At 46.7% G+C, this 20,152-nt stretch carries 17 protein-coding genes; 2 read left to right on the top strand and 15 right to left on the bottom strand.

Annotation, left to right across the window (positions count from 1 at the left end; genetic code table 11):
- Nucleotides 1–29 precede the first annotated feature (29 nt).
- Together KQI39_RS03880 and KQI39_RS03875 are read right to left on the bottom strand one after the other, a co-directional pair.
- Nucleotides 30–536, bottom strand: coding sequence for a cob(I)yrinic acid a,c-diamide adenosyltransferase (locus KQI39_RS03880; protein WP_216416675.1), 507 nt, complete (start codon nt 534–536; stop codon nt 30–32).
- A gap of 131 nt (nt 537–667) precedes the next feature.
- Nucleotides 668–1,294 carry a single-stranded DNA-binding protein gene (locus KQI39_RS03875; protein WP_021975802.1) on the bottom strand — a complete coding sequence of 209 codons (627 nt, stop codon included), beginning with the start codon at nt 1,292–1,294 and terminating at the stop codon, nt 668–670.
- A 200-nt stretch (nt 1,295–1,494) separates the two neighbouring features.
- Between KQI39_RS03875 and typA the strand changes: the two genes are divergently transcribed.
- On the top strand, nt 1,495–3,327 hold the full coding sequence (gene typA / locus KQI39_RS03870; RefSeq protein ID WP_216416834.1) for a translational GTPase TypA: 1,833 nt from the start codon (nt 1,495–1,497) through the stop codon (nt 3,325–3,327).
- A gap of 822 nt (nt 3,328–4,149) precedes the next feature.
- Nucleotides 4,150–6,786 carry a bifunctional acetaldehyde-CoA/alcohol dehydrogenase gene (gene adhE / locus KQI39_RS03865; RefSeq protein WP_216416672.1) on the top strand — a complete coding sequence of 879 codons (2,637 nt, stop codon included), beginning with the start codon at nt 4,150–4,152 and terminating at the stop codon, nt 6,784–6,786.
- A gap of 170 nt (nt 6,787–6,956) precedes the next feature.
- Here the strand turns inward: adhE and KQI39_RS03860 are convergent, their stop codons facing one another.
- The 13 genes from KQI39_RS03860 to KQI39_RS03800 all read right to left on the bottom strand — a co-directional run bounded on the left by KQI39_RS03860 (nt 6,957) and on the right by KQI39_RS03800 (nt 20,017).
- Nucleotides 6,957–8,147: a pyridoxal phosphate-dependent aminotransferase gene (locus tag KQI39_RS03860; protein ID WP_216416669.1), complete on the bottom strand. Its 1,191-nt coding sequence runs from the start codon at nt 8,145–8,147 to the stop codon at nt 6,957–6,959.
- A 173-nt stretch (nt 8,148–8,320) separates the two neighbouring features.
- Nucleotides 8,321–8,875: a phosphatase PAP2 family protein gene (locus KQI39_RS03855; RefSeq protein WP_216416666.1), complete on the bottom strand. Its 555-nt coding sequence runs from the start codon at nt 8,873–8,875 to the stop codon at nt 8,321–8,323.
- Nucleotides 8,876–9,203: 328 nt separating this feature from the next.
- On the bottom strand, nt 9,204–9,878 hold the full coding sequence (locus KQI39_RS03850; protein WP_021975777.1) for a V-type ATP synthase subunit D: 675 nt from the start codon (nt 9,876–9,878) through the stop codon (nt 9,204–9,206).
- A gap of 14 nt (nt 9,879–9,892) precedes the next feature.
- The gene (locus KQI39_RS03845; RefSeq protein WP_118061791.1) at nt 9,893–11,266 is read right to left on the bottom strand and encodes a V-type ATP synthase subunit B; all 1,374 of its coding nucleotides are present in this window, start codon (nt 11,264–11,266) and stop codon (nt 9,893–9,895) included.
- 1 nt (nt 11,267) lies between these two features.
- Nucleotides 11,268–13,037: a V-type ATP synthase subunit A gene (locus tag KQI39_RS03840; protein WP_021977445.1), complete on the bottom strand. Its 1,770-nt coding sequence runs from the start codon at nt 13,035–13,037 to the stop codon at nt 11,268–11,270.
- Nucleotides 13,038–13,061: 24 nt separating this feature from the next.
- Complete coding sequence (locus KQI39_RS03835; protein ID WP_147602678.1) at nt 13,062–13,382, bottom strand: V-type ATP synthase subunit F; 321 nt, start codon at nt 13,380–13,382, stop codon at nt 13,062–13,064.
- Nucleotides 13,375–14,346, bottom strand: a complete 972-nt coding sequence (locus tag KQI39_RS03830) for a V0D/AC39 family V-type ATPase subunit (RefSeq protein ID WP_216416663.1) — start codon at nt 14,344–14,346, stop codon at nt 13,375–13,377. Before KQI39_RS03830 ends, KQI39_RS03835 begins: the two co-directional genes overlap by 8 nt.
- Before the next feature lie 30 nt (nt 14,347–14,376).
- Nucleotides 14,377–14,970, bottom strand: a complete 594-nt coding sequence (locus KQI39_RS03825) for a V-type ATP synthase subunit E (RefSeq protein ID WP_021977448.1) — start codon at nt 14,968–14,970, stop codon at nt 14,377–14,379.
- Between the two features lie 20 nt (nt 14,971–14,990).
- Entirely contained in the window at nt 14,991–15,461 is a 471-nt protein-coding gene (locus KQI39_RS03820; protein WP_015526259.1) for a V-type ATP synthase subunit K, read from the bottom strand.
- 4 nt (nt 15,462–15,465) lie between these two features.
- A complete protein-coding gene (locus tag KQI39_RS03815; protein WP_216416660.1) occupies nt 15,466–17,472 on the bottom strand; it encodes a V-type ATP synthase subunit I in 2,007 nt (668 codons plus the stop codon).
- A 16-nt stretch (nt 17,473–17,488) separates the two neighbouring features.
- Nucleotides 17,489–17,797: a hypothetical protein gene (locus tag KQI39_RS03810; protein ID WP_173761974.1), complete on the bottom strand. Its 309-nt coding sequence runs from the start codon at nt 17,795–17,797 to the stop codon at nt 17,489–17,491.
- Nucleotides 17,798–18,080: 283 nt separating this feature from the next.
- Entirely contained in the window at nt 18,081–19,178 is a 1,098-nt protein-coding gene (locus KQI39_RS03805; RefSeq protein WP_216416657.1) for a substrate-binding domain-containing protein, read from the bottom strand.
- Nucleotides 19,179–19,318: 140 nt separating this feature from the next.
- Nucleotides 19,319–20,017, bottom strand: coding sequence for an RluA family pseudouridine synthase (locus KQI39_RS03800; RefSeq protein WP_216416654.1), 699 nt, complete (start codon nt 20,015–20,017; stop codon nt 19,319–19,321).
- Nucleotides 20,018–20,152: the final 135 nt, after the last annotated feature.

Here is a 20,152-nt window from a genome sequence, read left to right as displayed (position 1 = left end):
TCCTCCTTCTTTCTTCTGTGAACTGTTGCTTATTCCCGTTCCTGGCCAGTCAGCTCTGTTGTCATTGTGGTAACACTGTCCACATATGGTTTCAGTGCTTCCGGAAGCCAGCGTCCGGTCATAACTATGTGCATACTTTCATCCTTCTGCTTAAGCATATCGATGATCGTCTCAACTGGAGCGATTCCTTTATCCATAAGCCCGAGGATTTCATCCAGCAGCAGAAAATCACACTCTCCGGTAGCAATTACCTTCCGTGCAAAATTAAGGCCGTTGAGGATATTGGTTCTCTCTTCTGCCTTTTCCTGCTCACTCAGGTCATTATAGCAGGTGTCCATTTTTTCGAAACGGAAAATCTTGAAATCAAGATTATCCAGTTCCTCAAGAAAATCCAGTTCTCTGCGTTCCCTGCCCTTGAGAAACTGTATGATAATCACACTTTTTCCCTGTGCGGCAAAACGCAAAGCCTGGCCGACAGCCAGTGTCGTCTTTCCTTTCCCGTTCCCGCAATAAACCTCTGTTATTTCTCTTTCCATGATTCTTCCTCTTACTGTTAGTGAAACCGGTAATTCCCCATTTTTTTAATTTTTCTTATATTACCGCAGATTGGATGGAAATGCAAGTGTTACCTTAATGTTCCCACCAATATTCCATAACCTGTCCAATGTTACTCAACATATTCCAATTTACTTACCGAAACTTCATAGGCTATCCTTTTTTCTGTCTCATTTTCACTGATTCGTTTCATATATTCCCTGCTCTGAATTCTGCCCCAGATCAACACATGTCCGCCTACTTCAAAAGCCGAAGCATATCTTGCATTTCTTCCCCAGCATATGCATGGTATGTAATCGGATTTTCCATAAGGACGGTTGACTGCCATCAGAAGATCTGCAATCTCCCTTCCAAGCGGAGTTTTTCTGTATACAGGCGGTTTGCAGATATACCCGTCCAGAAAAATCTGATTGACCGGTATGGATTCCTCTCCCTCTTCCACAAATTTCACTTCCCTGGCAAATACCGAAAGCACAAGTCTGTTTCTCTTTTCCTCATGACGGTTATAGGACCGGAACTGTCCATGGATCTCGATATACTCCCCAACATAGTCCTGGGTGATATCGATCAGCCGCTCGGACACCATCACCGGAATCCTGTCCTCCGAATCGCTGAGACGTTTTACCAGAATATCCATCATATAAAAACCTTCTCCAAAAACCTGATGGCTGAAGGTAAATCCGGTGGCAATGCGCCCCATAACCGATACCTGATTGTTTTCAATAATTTTATCTGCCATAATAAGTAGCTCTCCTTCCTCTTCGTGTATTTCGTCTATACCAATGTATGTGCATTTGGGGTATAATATGTCTGGAAAATGAAAAAGTAAAAATATTTTTTTATATCTTGTAATCTCACGAAAATGTGATAAACTGTAAATTTGGACATCATTTTTAACAAAAAGATTACTTATATATGGAAAGAAAGGATTTGGATTATATGAAGACCAAGCGTGAAGATGTTCGTAACGTGGCCATTATCGCCCATGTCGATCACGGTAAAACAACACTTGTTGACGAGCTTTTGAAACAGAGCGGTGTTTTCCGTGAGAACCAGGAAGTCCAGGAACGTGTCATGGACTCCAACGATATTGAGCGTGAGCGCGGCATTACGATTCTCTCCAAAAACACCGCAGTTCATTACAAGGGTGTAAAAATCAATATCATCGACACTCCAGGCCATGCGGACTTCGGCGGCGAGGTAGAGCGTGTGCTGAAGATGGTAGACGGCGTTATTCTTCTTGTGGACGCCTTCGAGGGTGCCATGCCTCAGACTAAGTTTGTACTTCGTAAAGCTCTCGAACTGAACCTGCATGTTATTGTCTGCATCAACAAGATCGACCGTCCGGAAGCACGTCCGGAAGAAGTTGTGGACGAAGTTCTGGAACTTCTCATGGATCTGGATGCATCCGACGAGCAGCTGGACTGCCCGTTCCTGTATGCCTCCGCAAAAGCCGGCTATGCAGTTCGTAACCTTGAGGATAAACCTGAGAATATGGCTCCGCTTTTTGAAACCATCCTTGATGCAATTCCTGCTCCGGAGGGAGATCCGGACGGAGATACACAGGTTCTTATCAGCACCATCGACTACAATGAGTATGTAGGCCGTATCGGTGTCGGTAAGGTTGAGCGCGGAACCATTTCCGTAAACCAGGAGCTGATGCTTCTGAACCATCATGACCCAGACAAACACGAGCGCGTAAAGATCAGCAAACTCTACGAGTTTGACGGTCTGAACAAGGTTGAAGTTAAGAGCGCTACCATCGGAGCCATCGTTGCAATCTCCGGTATCGCAGATATCCACATCGGTGATACACTCTGTGCAGGAGACAACCCGGAGTCCATTCCGTTCCAGAAGATTTCCGAGCCTACAATCTCCATGAACTTCCTTGTAAACGACAGCCCGCTTGCAGGACAGGAAGGTAAATACATCACTTCCCGTCACCTTCGTGACCGTCTCTACCGTGAGCTGAACACAGACGTCAGCCTTCGTGTGGAAGACACAGATACAACCGAGTGCTTCAAGGTTTCCGGACGTGGTGAGCTTCACCTTTCCGTTCTTATTGAGAACATGCGCCGTGAGGGATACGAGTTTGCAGTCAGCAAACCGGAGGTTCTCTATCACACAGACGAGCGCGGACGTAAACTGGAGCCGATTGAGATCGCATATGTTGACGTTCCGGAAGAATTTTCCGGTACTATCATCCAGAAACTCAGCGAGCGTAAAGGTGAGCTTCAGGGTATGAGTACAGCAAGCGACGGAACTGTACGTCTTGAGTTCTCCATCCCTTCCCGTGGACTGATCGGATTCCGTAACGAATTCCTTACCTCCACCAAGGGTACCGGTATCCTGAACACCATGTTTGACGGATACGCACCATACAAGGGAGACTTCCCGTACCGTAAACAGGGTTCCCTCATCGCTTTCGAGGCAGGCGAGACTGTAACTTACGGTCTTTTCTCCGCTCAGGAGCGTGGTACTCTCTTCGTCGGATCTGGCGAGAAGGTTTACAGCGGTATGGTTATCGGACAGAACGGAAAAGCTGAGGATATCGAGCTGAATGTCTGCAAGACCAAACACCTCACCAACACCCGTTCCTCTTCTGCAGATGACGCACTGAAGCTTGTTCCGCCAAGAATCTTAAGTCTTGAGCAGGCCATCGAGTTCATCGACCAGGATGAGCTTCTTGAGGTAACACCGACAAGCCTTCGTATCCGTAAACGTATTCTGGATTCCAGGGACAGAAAACGTGCTGCATTCCGCAAGAGCTGATCATTTTTGACCAGTTATTGATTTTTTACTGGAATCTGACAACGTTTTACAGTTAAAAAAAATCCGGATATATCTTTAACACGTTTTATTCCACTGCCATATGGGACATTCGTTCCCATATGGCATTTTTTTATGTAAAAAATCTCCTGGTTGTCCCGGATTGCAGTTTTCTGACAGCTATCTGCCCTTTTCTCCACGGTCTGAGCGAAAAAATTGTTTTAAATTATTCTGAAAACTCAAATAATTCCAAGTTTTTTTATTTCTTATGGTTTGGCACTTTACCGCGATATGATATTTTTGTGAATTATTTATCAAAATTCTTCGTTATTTTCGTTAATTATTTATCATATTCGCTATTGACGTCTGGAATCTGTTAAATTATAATGTGTTCATGATTGATTGACAAAAGTTTAACGTTAATGTTTTAACTGCATGATACGTTTTATCTTTTGCCCGCCCCTCATATGTGTGCATGTTTTTTGTCAGTGCTGACAAATATTTAACATGTTTTTTGTGCACAGTGCTGAATTTAAAGATTTTTTTGAAAGGATTTTTCAATAATTCAGCGTTCTGCGGAGTGAAATTTACAGTATTTTCCCCTGATTTTCTGTTCGTCATTTTGCACATAGCGGCAAAATTCAGAATTTGCGTTTTTTTCTGAATTTTGATACTATATAATCATCGAAACAGAAAATTCAATCAGATTGAATCAACAAAGAAACGCAGCGCGGGGACTTACAAAAACTCTGCAGCATCTGCCGGCGAAAAAAACAGGCCCGCAGAACCACAGATCATTATCATATGAAAACAGGAGGATTCCACATGGCAAAGAAAGAAACTATCCCTACCATCATCGACACTCCAGAAGCCCTGACCGCGAAAATGGCTGCAATGAAAGAAGCACAGAAGATCTTCGCTACCTACACACAGGAGCAGGTTGACAAGATCTTTAAGGCAGCTGCTACTGCCGCTGACAAAATGCGTATCCCACTTGCCAAAATGGCTGTTGAGGAAACAGGCATGGGTATCATGGAAGACAAGGTTATCAAGAACCATTACGCAGCAGAGTATGTTTACAACGCATACAAGAACACACAGACATGTGGTGTTGTAGAAGAAGACAAGGCATACGGAATCAAGAAGATCCTGGAGCCTGTAGGACTGATTGCCGCAGTTATCCCGACAACCAACCCGACTTCCACAGCAATCTATAAATCTCTTATTTCCCTGAAAACACGTAACGCGATCATCATCAGCCCGCATCCGCGAGCTAAGAAATCTACGATTGAAGCAGCGAAAGTTGTTCTGGAAGCTGCTGTTGCTGCAGGTGCACCGGAAGGAATCATCGGATGGATCGATATCCCGAGCCTTGATCTTACCAACATGGTAATGCAGAACGCTGATATCATCCTTGCAACTGGTGGTCCTGGAATGGTTAAGGCAGCTTACTCCTCTGGTAAACCGGCTGTTGGTGTTGGACCTGGAAATACACCTGCCATCATTGATGACAGTGCAGATATCCGTCTTGCAGTTAACTCCATTATCCACTCCAAGACATTTGACAATGGTATGATCTGCGCTTCCGAGCAGTCCGTAACTGTTCTGGAGAGCATTTATAAAGAAGTTAAAGAAGAGTTCCTTTACAGAGGATGCTACTTCCTTAAGAAAGACGAGATCGAGAAAGTCAGAAAGACAATCCTCATCAACGGTGCGCTGAATGCCAAGATCGTAGGACAGAAAGCTGCTACCATCGCTGAGATGGCAGGCGTTACTGTACCGGCTGAGACCAAGATCCTCATCGGTGAGGTTGAGTCCGTTGATATCAGCGAGGAATTCGCACATGAGAAACTTTCCCCTGTACTTGCTATGTACAAGGCTAAGAATTTTGACGATGCTATCGCAAAAGCTGAGCGTCTTGTTGCAGACGGCGGCTATGGCCATACATCTTCCCTCTACATCAACGTAAATGAGACAGAGAAGATGGATAAATTCGAGGCAGCTATGAAGACCTGCCGTATCCTTATCAATACTCCTTCTTCCCAGGGTGGTATCGGTGACCTTTACAACTTCAAACTTGCTCCATCCCTCACTCTTGGCTGCGGTTCCTGGGGCGGTAACTCCGTATCCGAGAACGTTGGTGTTAAACACCTTCTCAATACCAAGACTGTTGCTGAAAGGAGAGAGAATATGCTCTGGATGAGAACACCGGAAAAGGTTTACTTTAAGAAAGGCTGTATGCCGGTTGCTCTTGATGAGCTCGGTACTGTTATGGGCAAGAAACGCTGCTTCATCGTAACAGACTCCTTCCTCTACAAGAACGGTTACACCAAACCAATCGAAGATAAACTGGATCAGATGGGCATCGTTCATACATGCTTCTCTGATGTAGCACCAGATCCATCTCTCGCTTCCGCAAAAGCAGGTGCCAAAGCTATGACAGCATTTGAGCCTGACTGCATCATCGCTCTTGGTGGTGGTTCCGCAATGGATGCCGGCAAGGTTATGTGGATGCTTTATGAGAATCCGGACGCTGACTTCTCCGATATGTCCATGGACTTCCTGGATATCCGTAAGAGAGTTTACACCTTCCCGAAGATGGGTAAAAAAGCTTACTTCGTAGCAATCCCGACATCTTCCGGTACAGGTTCCGAGGTTACACCTTTCGCCATCATCACAGATCAGGATACCGGCGTTAAATGGCCGCTGGCTGACTACGAGCTCCTTCCGGATATGGCGATCGTAGATACCAACAACATGATGAGCGCACCGAAGGGACTGACCCGTGCTTCCGGTATCGACGTTATGACACATGCCATCGAGGCTTACGTTTCCATGATGGCTTCCGATTACACAGATGGTCTTGCACTGAAAGCAATCAAACTGGTATTTGAGTATCTGCCACGTGCATACAAAGATGGCAACGATGTAGAAGCAAGAGATCATATGGCTAACGCTTCCTGCATGGCAGGTCTTGCATTCGCCAATGCATTCCTCGGCGTGAACCACTCTCTCGCTCACAAACTTGGTGCTTTCCATCACCTGCCACACGGTATCGCAAACGCAGTTGTTCTTCTGGATGTTATGCGTTACAACAGCGCTGAGGTTCCGACCAAGATGGGTACCTTCCCACAGTATCAGTATCCGAAGACACTTGCCCGCTATGCTGAGATCGGCCGTTCTGTAGGTCTTACAGGCAAGAACGATACAGAAGTATTCGAAAAACTTCTTGCTAAACTGGATGACCTGATGAAGACAATCGAGATCATGCCTACAATCCGTGACTACGGCGTAGATGAGAAATACTTCCTGGAGACTCTGGATGAGATGTCCGAGCAGGCCTTCAATGACCAGTGCACCGGCGCTAACCCGAGATATCCACTTGTATCCGAGCTGAAAGATATCTATCTGAAAGCATACTACGGAGAAATGCCAAAGAAAGAAGAGAAAAAAGCCAAATAAATGTGGAACACCCTTCTAAGGGAACACAGCCGGGAGTTTATTCACTCCCGGCTGCGTTTCCTTTGCTTATTTCCCTCTTACCAAAGATCCCCGATACAGTTCTATATGAACAGGCTGTACCGGGGATCTCTTATGTAACCGCTTTGTGATTATCGTTTATTTTCGTTCATTTATTTCAGACCATACTCTGCCGCAAGTTTCTTAAACTCCGGAAGAGAATTTACAATGGTATCATAAGATACGCAGTATGCCAGTCTCACGTAACCAGGGCATGCGAAGGAGCTTCCCGGTACCATGAGGATGTTATATTTCTTGCCGGCCTCGCAGAAGGCTTTTTCGTCTTCAACCGGAGATTTTACGAAGAGATAAAATGCACCCTGTGGTTTGATGCACTCAAATCCGCACTCTTTCAGGCCATTGTAAAGTGCCTGGCGGTTCTTATCATAAGCTGCAAGATCTGTCTTTGCATCTACACATTTCGCAACTACTTTCTGGATCAGGGACGGTGCATTTACACATCCAAGTGTACGGTTTGCGATGGTTGCCGCTGAGATCAGCTCTTCACTTCCGTCTGCCTCATCCGGAATTACCAGATATCCGATACGTTCTCCAGGAAGGGAAAGAGATTTGCTGTAGGAATATCCCACAACTGTATTGTCATAATATTTCGTCAGGTACGGAACTTCCACGCCATCGTAAGCCAGTTCACGGTATGGCTCGTCAGAGATCAGGTAAATCACGGTTCCAAACTCTTTCTGCTTTGCTTCCAGAATTGCGGAAAGTTTCCTGATTGTTTCTTCTGAATATACAACTCCCGTCGGATTGTGTGGTGTGTTTACAATAACTGCTTTTGTCTTCGGTGTGATCTTCTGCTCAAACTCGGCAAGGTTTGGCTGGAAAGTTGTGGTATCCGGAGAGATTTCCACAAGGACACCGTCATAATTGCGGACATATGCACCGTATTCCAGGAAATATGGTGCAAAAACGATTACTTCTTCTCCCGGGTTCAGGACTGTCTTCAGAATTACGTTCAGGCCGCTTGCAGCACCCACCGTCATGATCAGGTTTTTTGCAGAAAATTTTGTATCGAAACGTCTGTTTAAGGACTCTGCAATCGTCTGGCGTACATCCTCAAAACCTGCATTGCTCATATATCCGTGAAGAACAGTCGGATCGATATTGTTTACAAGCTCAATAATTGCTTCACGAACACTGTCCGGTGCCGGTACACTCGGATTTCCAAGGCTGAAGTCAAAGACCTTATCTGCACCGTATTTTGCACGGAGACGGTTTCCTTCCTCAAACATCATACGGATGGCAGAATTGTTTTTTACGTAGGGTTTCATTTTTTCTGATATCATTTCGTGTTCTCTCCTTATTTCTGCGTCATCATTTTCACTGTTTTCTGACAATCTTGTTTATAATTGTACCCCGTTTCTGTCTGACGTGTCAATACTTTATCAAATTAAAGTGTCCATACCAAAAAATCCCCGGAAAGGTACTGCCATTACCAGGGATTATCTTTGTTCACATTTTATCTTTTTATATTTCCCAGCTTCGTCCTCACACCCCACACAGCCAGCGAACTTCCCACCAGCGCGACCACGAACCCGGCCAGGACATCTGTTGGATAATGGACACCAAGATATAATCTTGAAAATGCTACCAGTGCTGCCAGGACTACTGCCGGGATTCCGATTTTCTTGGGGAGCATCCGAAGCATTACCAGGGCAACGGCAAAGGATGCTGTGGTGTGGCCTGAGGGGAAGGAAAAATCCGTCGGTTTGGCGATCAGCGGGATCAGGGCTTCGATTTCCGCAAAGGGTCTTGGCCTTGCTACTATGTTTTTGAGAAGCAAATTGGTAACAATTACTCCGAAAATCAGGGACAAAACTGCCGCATAACCTGTTTTTCTTGTCTTTGGAATGGCAAGAAGAACAACTGCACAGAGGATCCAGAACCATCCTCCGTTTCCCAGAAATGTAACACCCTTCATAAATGGTGTCAGAAGATCTGTTCTTAAATGCTGCTGGATCTGAAGAAGGATTTCTCCGTCCAGATTCTGTACTGACTGTAAAAAAATATTCATATGTATTCCCTTCTCTTTCTGCTGCGACAGTCAGATAAAATACCCAGGCTTGTCTTCCGCCGCACATTCTTTACTGTTGATTATTATACCGTACATCTCTTGATTTTCTGAGAACAAAAACTAAATATTTTATAAATAAAACGCCCCTGCACTGTCCAAACCATCACACAGCACAGAGGCGTCTCCTTCCCGTTATGTCAAGCGGATATTCGCAATCCGCTTCGCTACTTGCTCATAACCAAATAACTGCTCCGCAGTTGATTTGGTTAAACTTTCTATATCAACTTTTCTTTTTCTTACAGGATGCCTGCGCTTTGTATTTTATGCTTTACGCACCGCGCTCAGCTTCCCGCTCCTTGTAATGATGTGCTTCCTCCAGCATCATATCTTTCACCTTCATCAGTCGGATCTGAGTGCTTCTCTCGTTCTCATCCAGCTTCATGGTGATGTATTTGATGTTTGCCTGTGCTTCCGGTATGATGACATGTTCCAGAGCGTTTACACGACGCCTTGTTTTTTCGATCTCAGACGCCATCAGCTGACAGGCTTTTTCCACTTCTGCCAGGCGGAGCATATCCGGCAGGATATCCGCCAGGGATTTTACCGCTCCGTCCAGATCACTGGAGGTAAAAGCAAAACCATAGGAATAGATATCGTTGGCATCCGGTGTTCTTGTTTTATATTCAAAAACAGGAATATCCACACTCATGACATTCTTTTTGCCGGTTTCCAGATAGACTTCCTGCTTGGGAGCCATCAGGGCGGTGTTCAGAGTCTCCTCCGACATTCCGGCTTTTGCAATGACAAAATTGGTGTTGGCACTTCGGATACCAGCCTCTACTTTTTTACGCAGCTCCATGTTCTCGCGCACCAGATCCAGGAACTGTCGCATCAGCTCGTCCCGTTTATCCTTCAGAAGCTTATGGCCACGTACTGCAGTCACCAGCTTCTTTTTCTGCTTCGTAAGCTCCATACGGGTAGGATTCACCTGTGTTGATGCCACAAATCATCCCCCCTTTATACTTTTCCGTAATACTGGTCAAGGAATTTGTCATCGATACGTTTCAGCTCGCTTCTCGGAAGAATGGAAAGCAGCTTCCAGCCGATGGCCAGGGTTTCCTCGATATCACGGTTTGCCTGATAGCCCTGGGAAACATATTCCTTCTCAAAAGCATCCGCAAATTTCGCATAGATCAGGTCAATGTCAGAGAGGGCAGCCTCACCAAGAATGGTCATCAGCTCTTTGGCCTCTTTACCACGGGCATATGCGGCAAACAGCTGGTTCATGGTGTTGGCATGGTCTGCTCTTGTCTTGCCCTCACCGATACCTTTATCTTTCAGTCGTGACAGAGACGGAAGAACATCAATGGGCGGTGTGATTCCTTTACGATAAAGCTCACGGCTCAGAATGATCTGTCCCTCTGTGATGTAACCGGTAAGGTCAGGGATCGGATGGGTCTTGTCATCCTCAGGCATGGTCAGGATCGGAACCATGGTGATACTTCCTGCTTTTCCTTTCTGACGACCTGCACGCTCGTAGAGAGAAGCAAGGTCTGTATACATGTATCCGGGATATCCACGACGGCCCGGAACCTCTTTACGTGCTGCAGAAACCTCACGGAGAGCATCCGCATAGTTTGTGATATCTGTAAGGATTACAAGAACGTGCATGTCTTTTTCGAAGGCAAGATACTCTGCTGCTGTCAGTGCCATTCGCGGAGTAGCGATACGCTCAACAGCCGGGTCATTTGCCAGGTTTACAAAAAGAACAGTACGGTCTATAGCCCCAGTTTCCTTAAAGCTCTCTACGAAGAAGTTTGACTCCTCAAAAGTGATACCCATGGCAGCAAATACAACGGCGAATTGCTCGTCTTTTCCGCGAACCTTCGCCTGTCTTGCGATCTGTGCCGCAAGCTGTGCATGCGGAAGACCGGATGCGGAGAAGATCGGAAGTTTCTGTCCACGTACCAGGGTGTTCAGTCCGTCAATGGCGGATACACCGGTCTGGATAAACTCCTCCGGATAACTTCTGGCTGCCGGATTCATCGGCAGACCGTTGATATCTCTTCTCTCTTCCGGAAGGATCTCCGGGCCATCATCAATGGGGCGGCCCAGTCCATCAAAGACACGGCCCAGCATATCGCCGGATACACCAAGCTCCATGCTTCGTCCCAGGAAACGTACTTTACTGTTGGAAAGGTTGATACCTGTGGAACTCTCAAACAACTGTACCAGCGCATTGCTTCCGTCAATCTCCAGAACACGGCATCTTCTTGTTTCGCCATCGGCAAGCTCAATCTCACCCAGCTCGTCAAATGCCACATCTTCAACGCCTCGTACCAGCATCAAAGGGCCGGCAACTTCCTGTATGGTCCTATATTCTTTTGGCATTTTACAGGCCCTCCTTTCCCAGAAGTTCCGCAGTCTCTGCTGCAAGCTGGCGGGTTACCTTCTCATATTCCGCTGCCAGCTGATCTTCTTTTGTATATTTGTAACGGCCGATCTGCTCACGTACCGGCAGTTTTACGATATCATTGATATCTGCACCCTGTTTCAGCGCATCCAGGCCTGCATCATAGAATGCAAGTACCAGGCGCATCATGTTGTGCTGTTTTTCCAGAGATGTATAGGTATCGATCTCATGGAAAGAGTTCTGATGAAGGAAGTCCTCGCGGATGGAACGGGCTGCTTCCATTTTCAGGCGGTCGCCCGGAGAAAGTGCATCCATACCTACCATCTTTACGATCTCTTCCAACTCTGCCTCTTCCTGGAGAAGGGTCATCATTCTCTGACGGAGCTCCATCCAGTCCGGCGCCACATTTTCATCAAACCATCCACCTACACTGTCCAGATACAGGGAATAACTGGTCAGCCAGTTGATTGCCGGGAAGTGACGTTTGTATGCAAGGTTTGCATCCAGTCCCCAGAATACCTTCACGATTCGAAGTGTTGCCTGGGAAACCGGCTCGGAAATATCACCACCAGGAGGAGATACGGCACCGATAGCTGTCAGGGCTCCTTCTCTTCCGTCTTTTCCATTACAGATCACGTGTCCGGCACGCTCATAGAACTGTGCAAGACGGGAACCCAGATACGCCGGGTAACCTTCCTCACCTGGCATCTCCTCCAGTCGTCCGGACATCTCACGGAGAGCCTCGGCCCATCTGGAAGTGGAATCTGCCATCAGTGCTACAGAATAACCCATATCACGGAAATACTCCGCAATAGTAATACCTGTATAAATAGAAGCCTCACGTGCCGCAACCGGCATATCTGAGGTGTTTGCAATCAGAACGGTTCTCTCCATCAGAGACTGTCCGGTTTTCGGGTCTTTCAACTCCGGAAACTCGTTCAGAACGTCTGTCATCTCATTTCCACGCTCACCGCAACCGATATAAACTACGATATCTGCCTCTGCCCATTTTGCAAGCTGATGCTGGATAACGGTCTTGCCGCTTCCGAACGGGCCGGGAACTGCTGCCACACCACCCTTGGCGATTGGGAACATGGTATCAATAACACGCTGGCCTGTTACCAGAGGTTTTGCCGGCGGAAGTTTTTTCTTGTATGGACGGCCACGTCGTACCGGCCAGTGCTGCATCAGTGTCAGTTCTTTATCTCCGTCTGCCGTGGAAAGAACTGCAACGGTCTCATCTACGGTAAACTCACCGGATCTGATCTCTTTCAGAGTACCTTTCATATTGGGTGGTACCATGATCTTCTGTGTAACAACGATGGTCTCCTGAACAGTTCCGAGAACATCGCCGCCTTCCAGCTCATCTCCCACTTTCGCAACCGGGACGAAATTCCATTTTTTGTCCCGCTTCAGTGCAGGTACCTCAACACCTCGTTTCAGGTTGTTGCTGCCTGCTACTTTCATAATGTCATCCAGCGGACGCTGGATTCCATCGTAAATACTTGTGATAAGGCCAGGTCCCAGTTCCACGGAAAGGGGAACTTCCATAGACTCTACCGGTTCTCCCGGGCGAAGTCCTGAAGTCTCCTCATATACCTGTATGGAAGCCTCATCTTCATGCATCTCAATAATCTCACCGATCAGACGCTGGCTGCTTACACGAACCACGTCATACATATTCGCATCTCGCATACCTTTGGCAATTACCAGCGGTCCTGCTACCTTCTTAATGGTCCCTCTGCTCATCTGAACCAATCACCTGCTTTCTTGTCACTCATTGCTGAAAAGAATATCGGAGCCAACTGCCGTCTCCACAGATTTCTTTACATTTTCAATTCCTGCGCCTGTATTTCCGGCAATTCCCGGTATCTGAATGATTGCCGGCATCAGCGCTTCACTGTATTTACTGATCTCAGCGGAAAGCTGGGCTGCCAGCTGTTCCGTAATATAAATAACCGCATATTCACCGGCTGCCAGACGGTTTAGCTTCTCTTTTCCCTCTGTGGGATCCTCCACCGGAAAGGTATCAAGTCCAAGCGCCGCGAACCCGTAAATGCTGTTATAATCACCCAAAACCGCGATCTTATACATACATTTCCCTTGCCCTTTCCCGGATAAACTCTTCCGGAAGGCCGCTGCGCTTTCCGGTGAGAATGATCCGCACCGTCTTGATCTCATTTTCACGGGCAAGCACATAGGCTACCAGCGGTCCCAGTGAAAATGAATTGTACAGCTGAGGGCGGATGGTCTCCATGATCTGGTTATCACACCATCTCTCAAAAGCGGAAGCTGATTCCGCCAGTGCCAGAGCTCCGTCCCCATATTTCGTTTCTGCCAGATAACCCATGATCTGATCCATTCCGCTTACTGCCGCGTGGATCAGTCTCTCCTTATCCAGTGTGTCACATTCTGCCATGGCTTTTTTCATAAAGTCCGAACTTTTTCCTGTTTTGCAGGCACGGACTGCGATCCGGATATCTGCTACTGCTACCGTGGATTCCGCATACTGCCGGACGATCTCTTCTTTTGACCGTTCTCCGGCTTTTTTTATGGCATCCAGTGCTGCCCGGTCTACGATAATATCCGCAAGCTGTCCATCTCTTGTGTGCAAAAAGGTCTCATAGGCTTCTCTCGCCGCTTCCCGCATATCTTCCGGAAAACGGTCATATTCTTTATCCTTCAGGAATTTCACCATATCCTCCCCGTCAATGGCACAGTCGCTGAAAAAAATATTCGGCGTTGTCCCATCCAGGATGCTGGCCTTCACAGCCGCTTTCAGGTTATGGAAAAGATCCTGATAAGAGAGAACGAAAAAAACAGATCGATCCGCTACCAGCGAATCCATGATCTCCCAGATCTTTTCTCTCTCCCTGGAAAGAATGGCGTCCGCACCAGCCGCAGGATCACCATTTCCCCAGCCCTTCTCTGTAAGGATCTGAAGGCACTGCTGCTCATCCTGACATGCCAGAAGCTGCTCGATCGACGCCTGATTCAGAAGTCCGGTCTCCAGAACACGTATCCGCGCCACCGCATAGGCATAATCTTCACCAAACATATTTCACGCCCTCCTTTTTGCGATGGTGTTTTACGCAAACAAAATCTTTCTTACCTGATCCAGAAGTTCATCCCGTTTCTCTGCAAACATGGCATCAATGGAACAGTTTTCCTCAATACCGCCGTATACCAGGATAAAACCTCCGTCTATATTTCTGGCTTCACCGGAAATCTCCAGTGTGCCGCCTTTTTTCTGTGCCAGGCCTTTAATCTCCTCACGGAAATTCGCCGGCATACGTTCCAGATCCTTCTTTGAAAAACAGATCTCTCCTTCTCTTGGAAGCAGATATTTTTCTGCCATACTCTTAAGGATCTCAAAATATTTTCCTTCATCCAGATTCTTCACACGGTCACAGGCATCCGCAATTACCTTTCCGATCAGCTCCTGCTTGGCTGCAAGAACTGCGGTACGTTTCTTCATATCTGCGGCGGAAGCTGTCCGCTCTTCATAGCTTTTCACCTTTGCCCTGGACTGTTCTTCCCTCTGCTGCCGGATCTTATCTGCTTTTTCTCCGGCTTCCCCGAGGATCTCCGCGGCTTTTTTCTCCGCGTCACTGATCATAACGGCTGCAGAAGCATCGGCTTCTTCAAGAATCTGGCTTACCATCTTCTCTAATCCTGTCATGATCTGCCCCTCCTGATGAATCAAACCTGAATTCCGCTGACTGCAAGAATAGAGATCAGAAGAGCCAGAATCGCATATGTCTCAACCATTGCCGGGAAAAGCATAGCTTTACCGAACTGCTCCGGCTTCTTGGCTACGATGCCGATGGAAGCTACGGAAGTTTTTCCCTGATGGATTGCGGAAAGAAGACCTGCAATGGCGATTGGAAGACATGCCACAAAGATCATAAGTCCGGTTTCCAGAGAAATATCGGCAACACCGCCGCCCAGGATTCCGACCTTGGAAAGTGCAAGGAATGCTACCAGCAGTCCGTAAATACCCTGGGTACCAGGAAGAAGCTGAAGAAGCAGAACCTTGGCAAATTTGTCCGGATCTTCTGTTACAACGCCTGCTGCTGCACGGCCGGCTGTACCAACGCCGATAGCGGAACCTATACCTGCAAGAGCTACGGAAATTGCTGCTCCCAATAATGCCCAAACGATACCACTCATAATATTAATCCTCCTTAATATCTACATATTTTGTATTTTCGCGGAAGGGGTGGAACTCTTTTCCTCCGCCCTCAAAGAATTTGCCGAAGAACTCTACGTACTGTAATCGGCAGGTGTGCACGTATGCACCCAGAAGATTGATCAGAAGGTTAAACGTATGACCAATCACAAATACAAGAATAAATACGATCCATCCAAAAATACTGTCTCCCAGCATACTGCCCATCTGGTTCATAACCGACGCAATAACACCGGTGGCAAGTCCCAGGGCCAGAAGTCTGGAATAGGAAAGGATATCACTGACCCATCCTGTGATGTTATAAAGGTCGTAAGCTCCAAGCGCCAGCCGGAGGAACGGATTCTTCTTATCTCTTCCTGACATGAAGAGAATTCCCACTGCTCCGATGATGGCCATCCATTTGCCCACCTGTATCACTGCGGACGGAAGGTTCAAGTCCATCTGAGAAATAGAACGGAACATGCTGCTCGGGATAAAGATGAGGATCAGTCCCATAAGGAGCATGAACCAGAGCACTACATCGCAGAAAAAGTCGAGATATTTTTTGTCACGGATCAGCATGTAGCCCTTAAGTCCCATTCCAAGGAACATATGGATCAGGCCAAACAGCATGGAGAACACCAGGAGTCTCATAGGCTCATTCAACGGTGCAAACCATACCGGCTTCACAGTGACCGGTTTATGCAGATATACTCTTGAGAATACATCGATGAAATCTCCGAAATATCCGCCAAACATTACGCCCCAGAACAAAGTGGACAGTCCACAGTACATGAACAGCCGGATGGATTTCTGCATTCCGCTTTCCATTCTGGGGAATTTCAGAAGCACTCCCAGACAGACCGCAAACACGATCAGCCCGTAGGCCGCATCTGATAACATCAGTCCGAAAAGGAATACATAACAGGCTGTCATAATGGTGGACGGATCGATCTCTCCCTTTCCGGGAAGACCAAACGCTGCCAGAACTCCTTCTCCTACCGCTCCGAATCTGCTGTTCTGAAGGACAACCGGAACATTTTCTCCATCAGCATCTTCTGCTTCAAAAACAATATCGTACTTCTCCGTAAGCCGTTTCTCCATTGCGGGAACCTGTTTCTTCGGAAGATATCCTGTCACAAAAAAAGTGCTCTCTGACTGGCGGAGCTGACCTAAAACTTCATATTTCTGTGCACGGATCCGGAAGTAATCGGATACAAGCTGAAGGGATCTCTTCCTGTCATGAAGATTACGGATCTGCTCACGGATCTGTTCGGATTCTTCCTGGATGCGCACCACTTCATTCTTAAGATTCTCCAGTTCCTGTGCCGGAACCTCTGATACCAGCTGCGCCGGTCTTGCAAATCCCTGCATACGGAGCGCTTCTTCCATCTCCTGTTCCTGTGCCTTCAGACAGACAACCACCAGACTCAGCTTACCGGCATCATTTGAGATTTCCTGGATGTCAAAAGCTTCCAGCTGTGGTGCATCCGACGCCAGCTGACTGTAAACCTGGTCCAGAGTTACATTCCCGTCGATACTTCCCACAAGTACTGCAGTTTTCGCTGTTCCCTGTGAATTCATGGGGATGTCCAGATTCAGCCATGGAGCAAGCGCTGCTTCCTGCTGTTCGATCTTAACTACCGCTGCGCTGTTCTCTGTGAGTTTCTTCCGATATCCCAGGATTTCTCTGGCTGATTTCAGGATCTCTTCCTGATCCCGGATGGCTTCTTCCTCCTGCTTTCTTCCGATCAGAGGCTTTCCTGCCAGGGATGCCAGCATGGATTCCTTCTCCTTCGAAAATTCATCCAGAATCTCGATTGCCTGATCACACAGGGATGCGTTCTTTTCGAAGATCATTCTGGCATTCATGGTATCCATGGTCTTAAGCTCCGGATCCAGTTCCGCCGCATCGATCTCCAATACTCCAAGCGACTGCAGTTCTTCCAATATGGCCTTACGGTTCTTCTTCATAGCGCAGATACTGATTCGCTGCATCTGCAATACTGCCATTTTCGCATTCCCCCTCTCAGAACAAACTGTCCATTACTGCCTGGATGGCCTGCTCATGCTTCGACTCCGCTTTCTTTTTCAAAGCTGCAAGCTCCTCCTCTACCTGTCCAATGACAGTGTTCTCTGTACTGTGTGCACGTTCCTCGGCTGCTTTCATATCAGATGCCGCCTGTTCGCCTGCGGTTGTTTCCGCTTTTCTGATAATCTCCTCCGCCTCTTTTTCAGCTTCGCTGATGATACTCTGTGCACGGACGGATGCGTCTTTTATTTTCTGCTGTGCTTTTGCCTCCGCCTCTTTCACTGCCTTGATCGTTTCCTGGATCATCTGATCACCGCCTCTCTGCATATCCAAATTGTATCACAATTATGTTTTTAAAACAACGATTATTATGCAATTTAACGAAAAATATATTTGTTTTGTGTCAAAAAATCGTCAAATTCGTTATATTTTTACCATTTTTTCGCAAACTTTTTATTTGTTTATTCTGTTCATATTTTTTGTTTTTATTCGCAAAAAATGTTCCACAAAACAAAAAAGCCATCTGCCAGATGAAATCTCTTTTTACGTTTTCATCTGGTAAATGGCTTTTATTTGCAGTTGCTGTCTGTCAGTTATACATATAATTTGCGTAGTCTTCGCTTCCAAGATTCTCTGCATCGATCCACGCCGGGTCAAGCAGAACCTGCTTTTCAATTTTTGTTTCTTTCTTCGGTGCAGTGGACTGAATGGCTGCCCACATGGTCTGATATCCCATTGCATACGGATTCTGGGAAAGAACGCCAAGTTCTTCTCCGTTTTTGATTGCTTCCTGCTGCTTGCTGGTGGCATCCACACCGATCATGGCAACTTTATTTTCACCGTTATCCTTGTTTACTTCCAGAAACATCTCGGAAACATTGGCATTGGTGCAGAAAACTCCGTCCAGTGCCGGATATTTATCGAGAACTTCTTTCATGGCTTCTTTCATATCATCAACCTGATCGGAATAGATGGTTTCTACTACCTTAATATCTGTATAGTTGGCAATATTATCGAGAAATCCCTGTACTCGTTCCTGAGAGCTCTGTGTCTTCTCCTGTGCGGAAAAAACTGCTACATTGCCCATTTTTCCAATGGCACTTCCAAGTTTATAGGCTGCATATTTACCAATCTGTGTATTGTCCGTTCCACGGAAAGCTCTGATCAGCTTCGTGTCACTGACATTGGAATCAAAAGCAACTACCGGAATTCCATTCTCCTTGGCTGCTTCCAGCTGCGCCTGACAGGATTCCATATCTCCGGCCGAAAGGCATAAAACTGATGGGTTCTCAGCGATTACTGCATCAAGAGTATTGATCTGGCTTTCCACATCTTCCTCGTTATCCGGCCCTTCGAAAGTCATTGTGATCTGGTCTTCTTTTTTGAAACCATAAGCTGTGTTTACATCCTTTACCGCAGCTTCCATTCCTTCTTTTACTTTATCCCAGAATTCACCTTTTTTACTTTTGCTGACAACTGCGATCCTGGCGCCTGATTCTATGGAGAGAGTCGTGTCAATCTCCGGGATTGCAGGATTCTTTTCTTCTTCCATTTCCTGTGCTTCAGGGGTTTCCTGGACATCTGCTACAAGCGGTGCAACAAGCTTCTCTACTTCTTCCTTCTGGCAGCCTGTCAGCAGGGTTGCCACAGCCAACAAGGCTGCTGAGGCTACTGCAGCTCTTTTCATTGTAATCTCCTCTTCCTCGCTGGTTACTGTTCTTCACTGTCTGTTCTGTCCGTCCACAGTAACTGATACTTTACAAAAATCTTACATTTGGTTACTCGCTTTTTACATTATACACTTTTTCGTATTTCCGTCCAGAGTTTTTACAGTTTTTTCACAAAATCCAGAAATGCATTTCCCTGAGGTTCTGTCTGGAATTTCATTGACTTTCCTGTTTTTGGATGCCTGAATTCCAGGCTGCAGGAGCAAAGGCCAAGGGATGTTCCTTTTTCACCGGCAGGATTATATTTCCGATCTCCAAGAAGAGGAATTCCTGCCTGAGAAAGCTGTACCCGGATCTGGTGATGACGTCCTGTTTCCAGCTTGATTCTCAGAAGCGTGCGTTTCTTTCCGTTTATTTCTTTTTGGTCAAGGACTTTATAATGAAGGATTGCCTTTTTTGCACCAGGTGTATTTTCCGGTACTGCCTGAGACATGTTTGCTCTTCCGTTCTTTTTCAGATAGCTGATAAGAGTTCCCTCCTGCTCTTTTGGTACTCCTTCGGTTACTGCCAGATAATACTTTCCGGCGCCGCCTGCCATCATCTGTTTGCTTAAGTTTCCGGCTGCTCCCGGAGTTTTTGCAAATACAAGTACACCTTCTACCGGCTGGTCAAGGCGGTGAACCACTGCCAGGTATGGCATTTTTCCGGGTGCTTTCTGCGCCAGGTAATTTTTGAGGGCGCTTTCCAGGTCCATAGTTCCGATTCCTGCTGCCTGTACCGGCATTCCGGATGGTTTTCTGCATACAAGAATTTCTTTATCTTCATATAAAATGTTTTCTTCGATCTGACTGTTCCACATAGATTCTTTTCGTTGCTGTCCTGTGTAATATTCCGCGGGATATTTTTGTGATGCGGTGGAATATGGAATTTCGCAACTTTCTTCCTTTCTCAGAGAAGTATAACCGATGATATTTGGGATAGCAACTGGTAAATC

This window comes from Blautia sp. MSJ-36 (assembly GCF_018917985.1).
In the GTDB taxonomy this organism is placed as follows: Bacteria; Bacillota; Clostridia; order Lachnospirales; family Lachnospiraceae; genus Blautia_A.
This window is presented reverse-complemented; position numbering and strand designations above follow the sequence as displayed.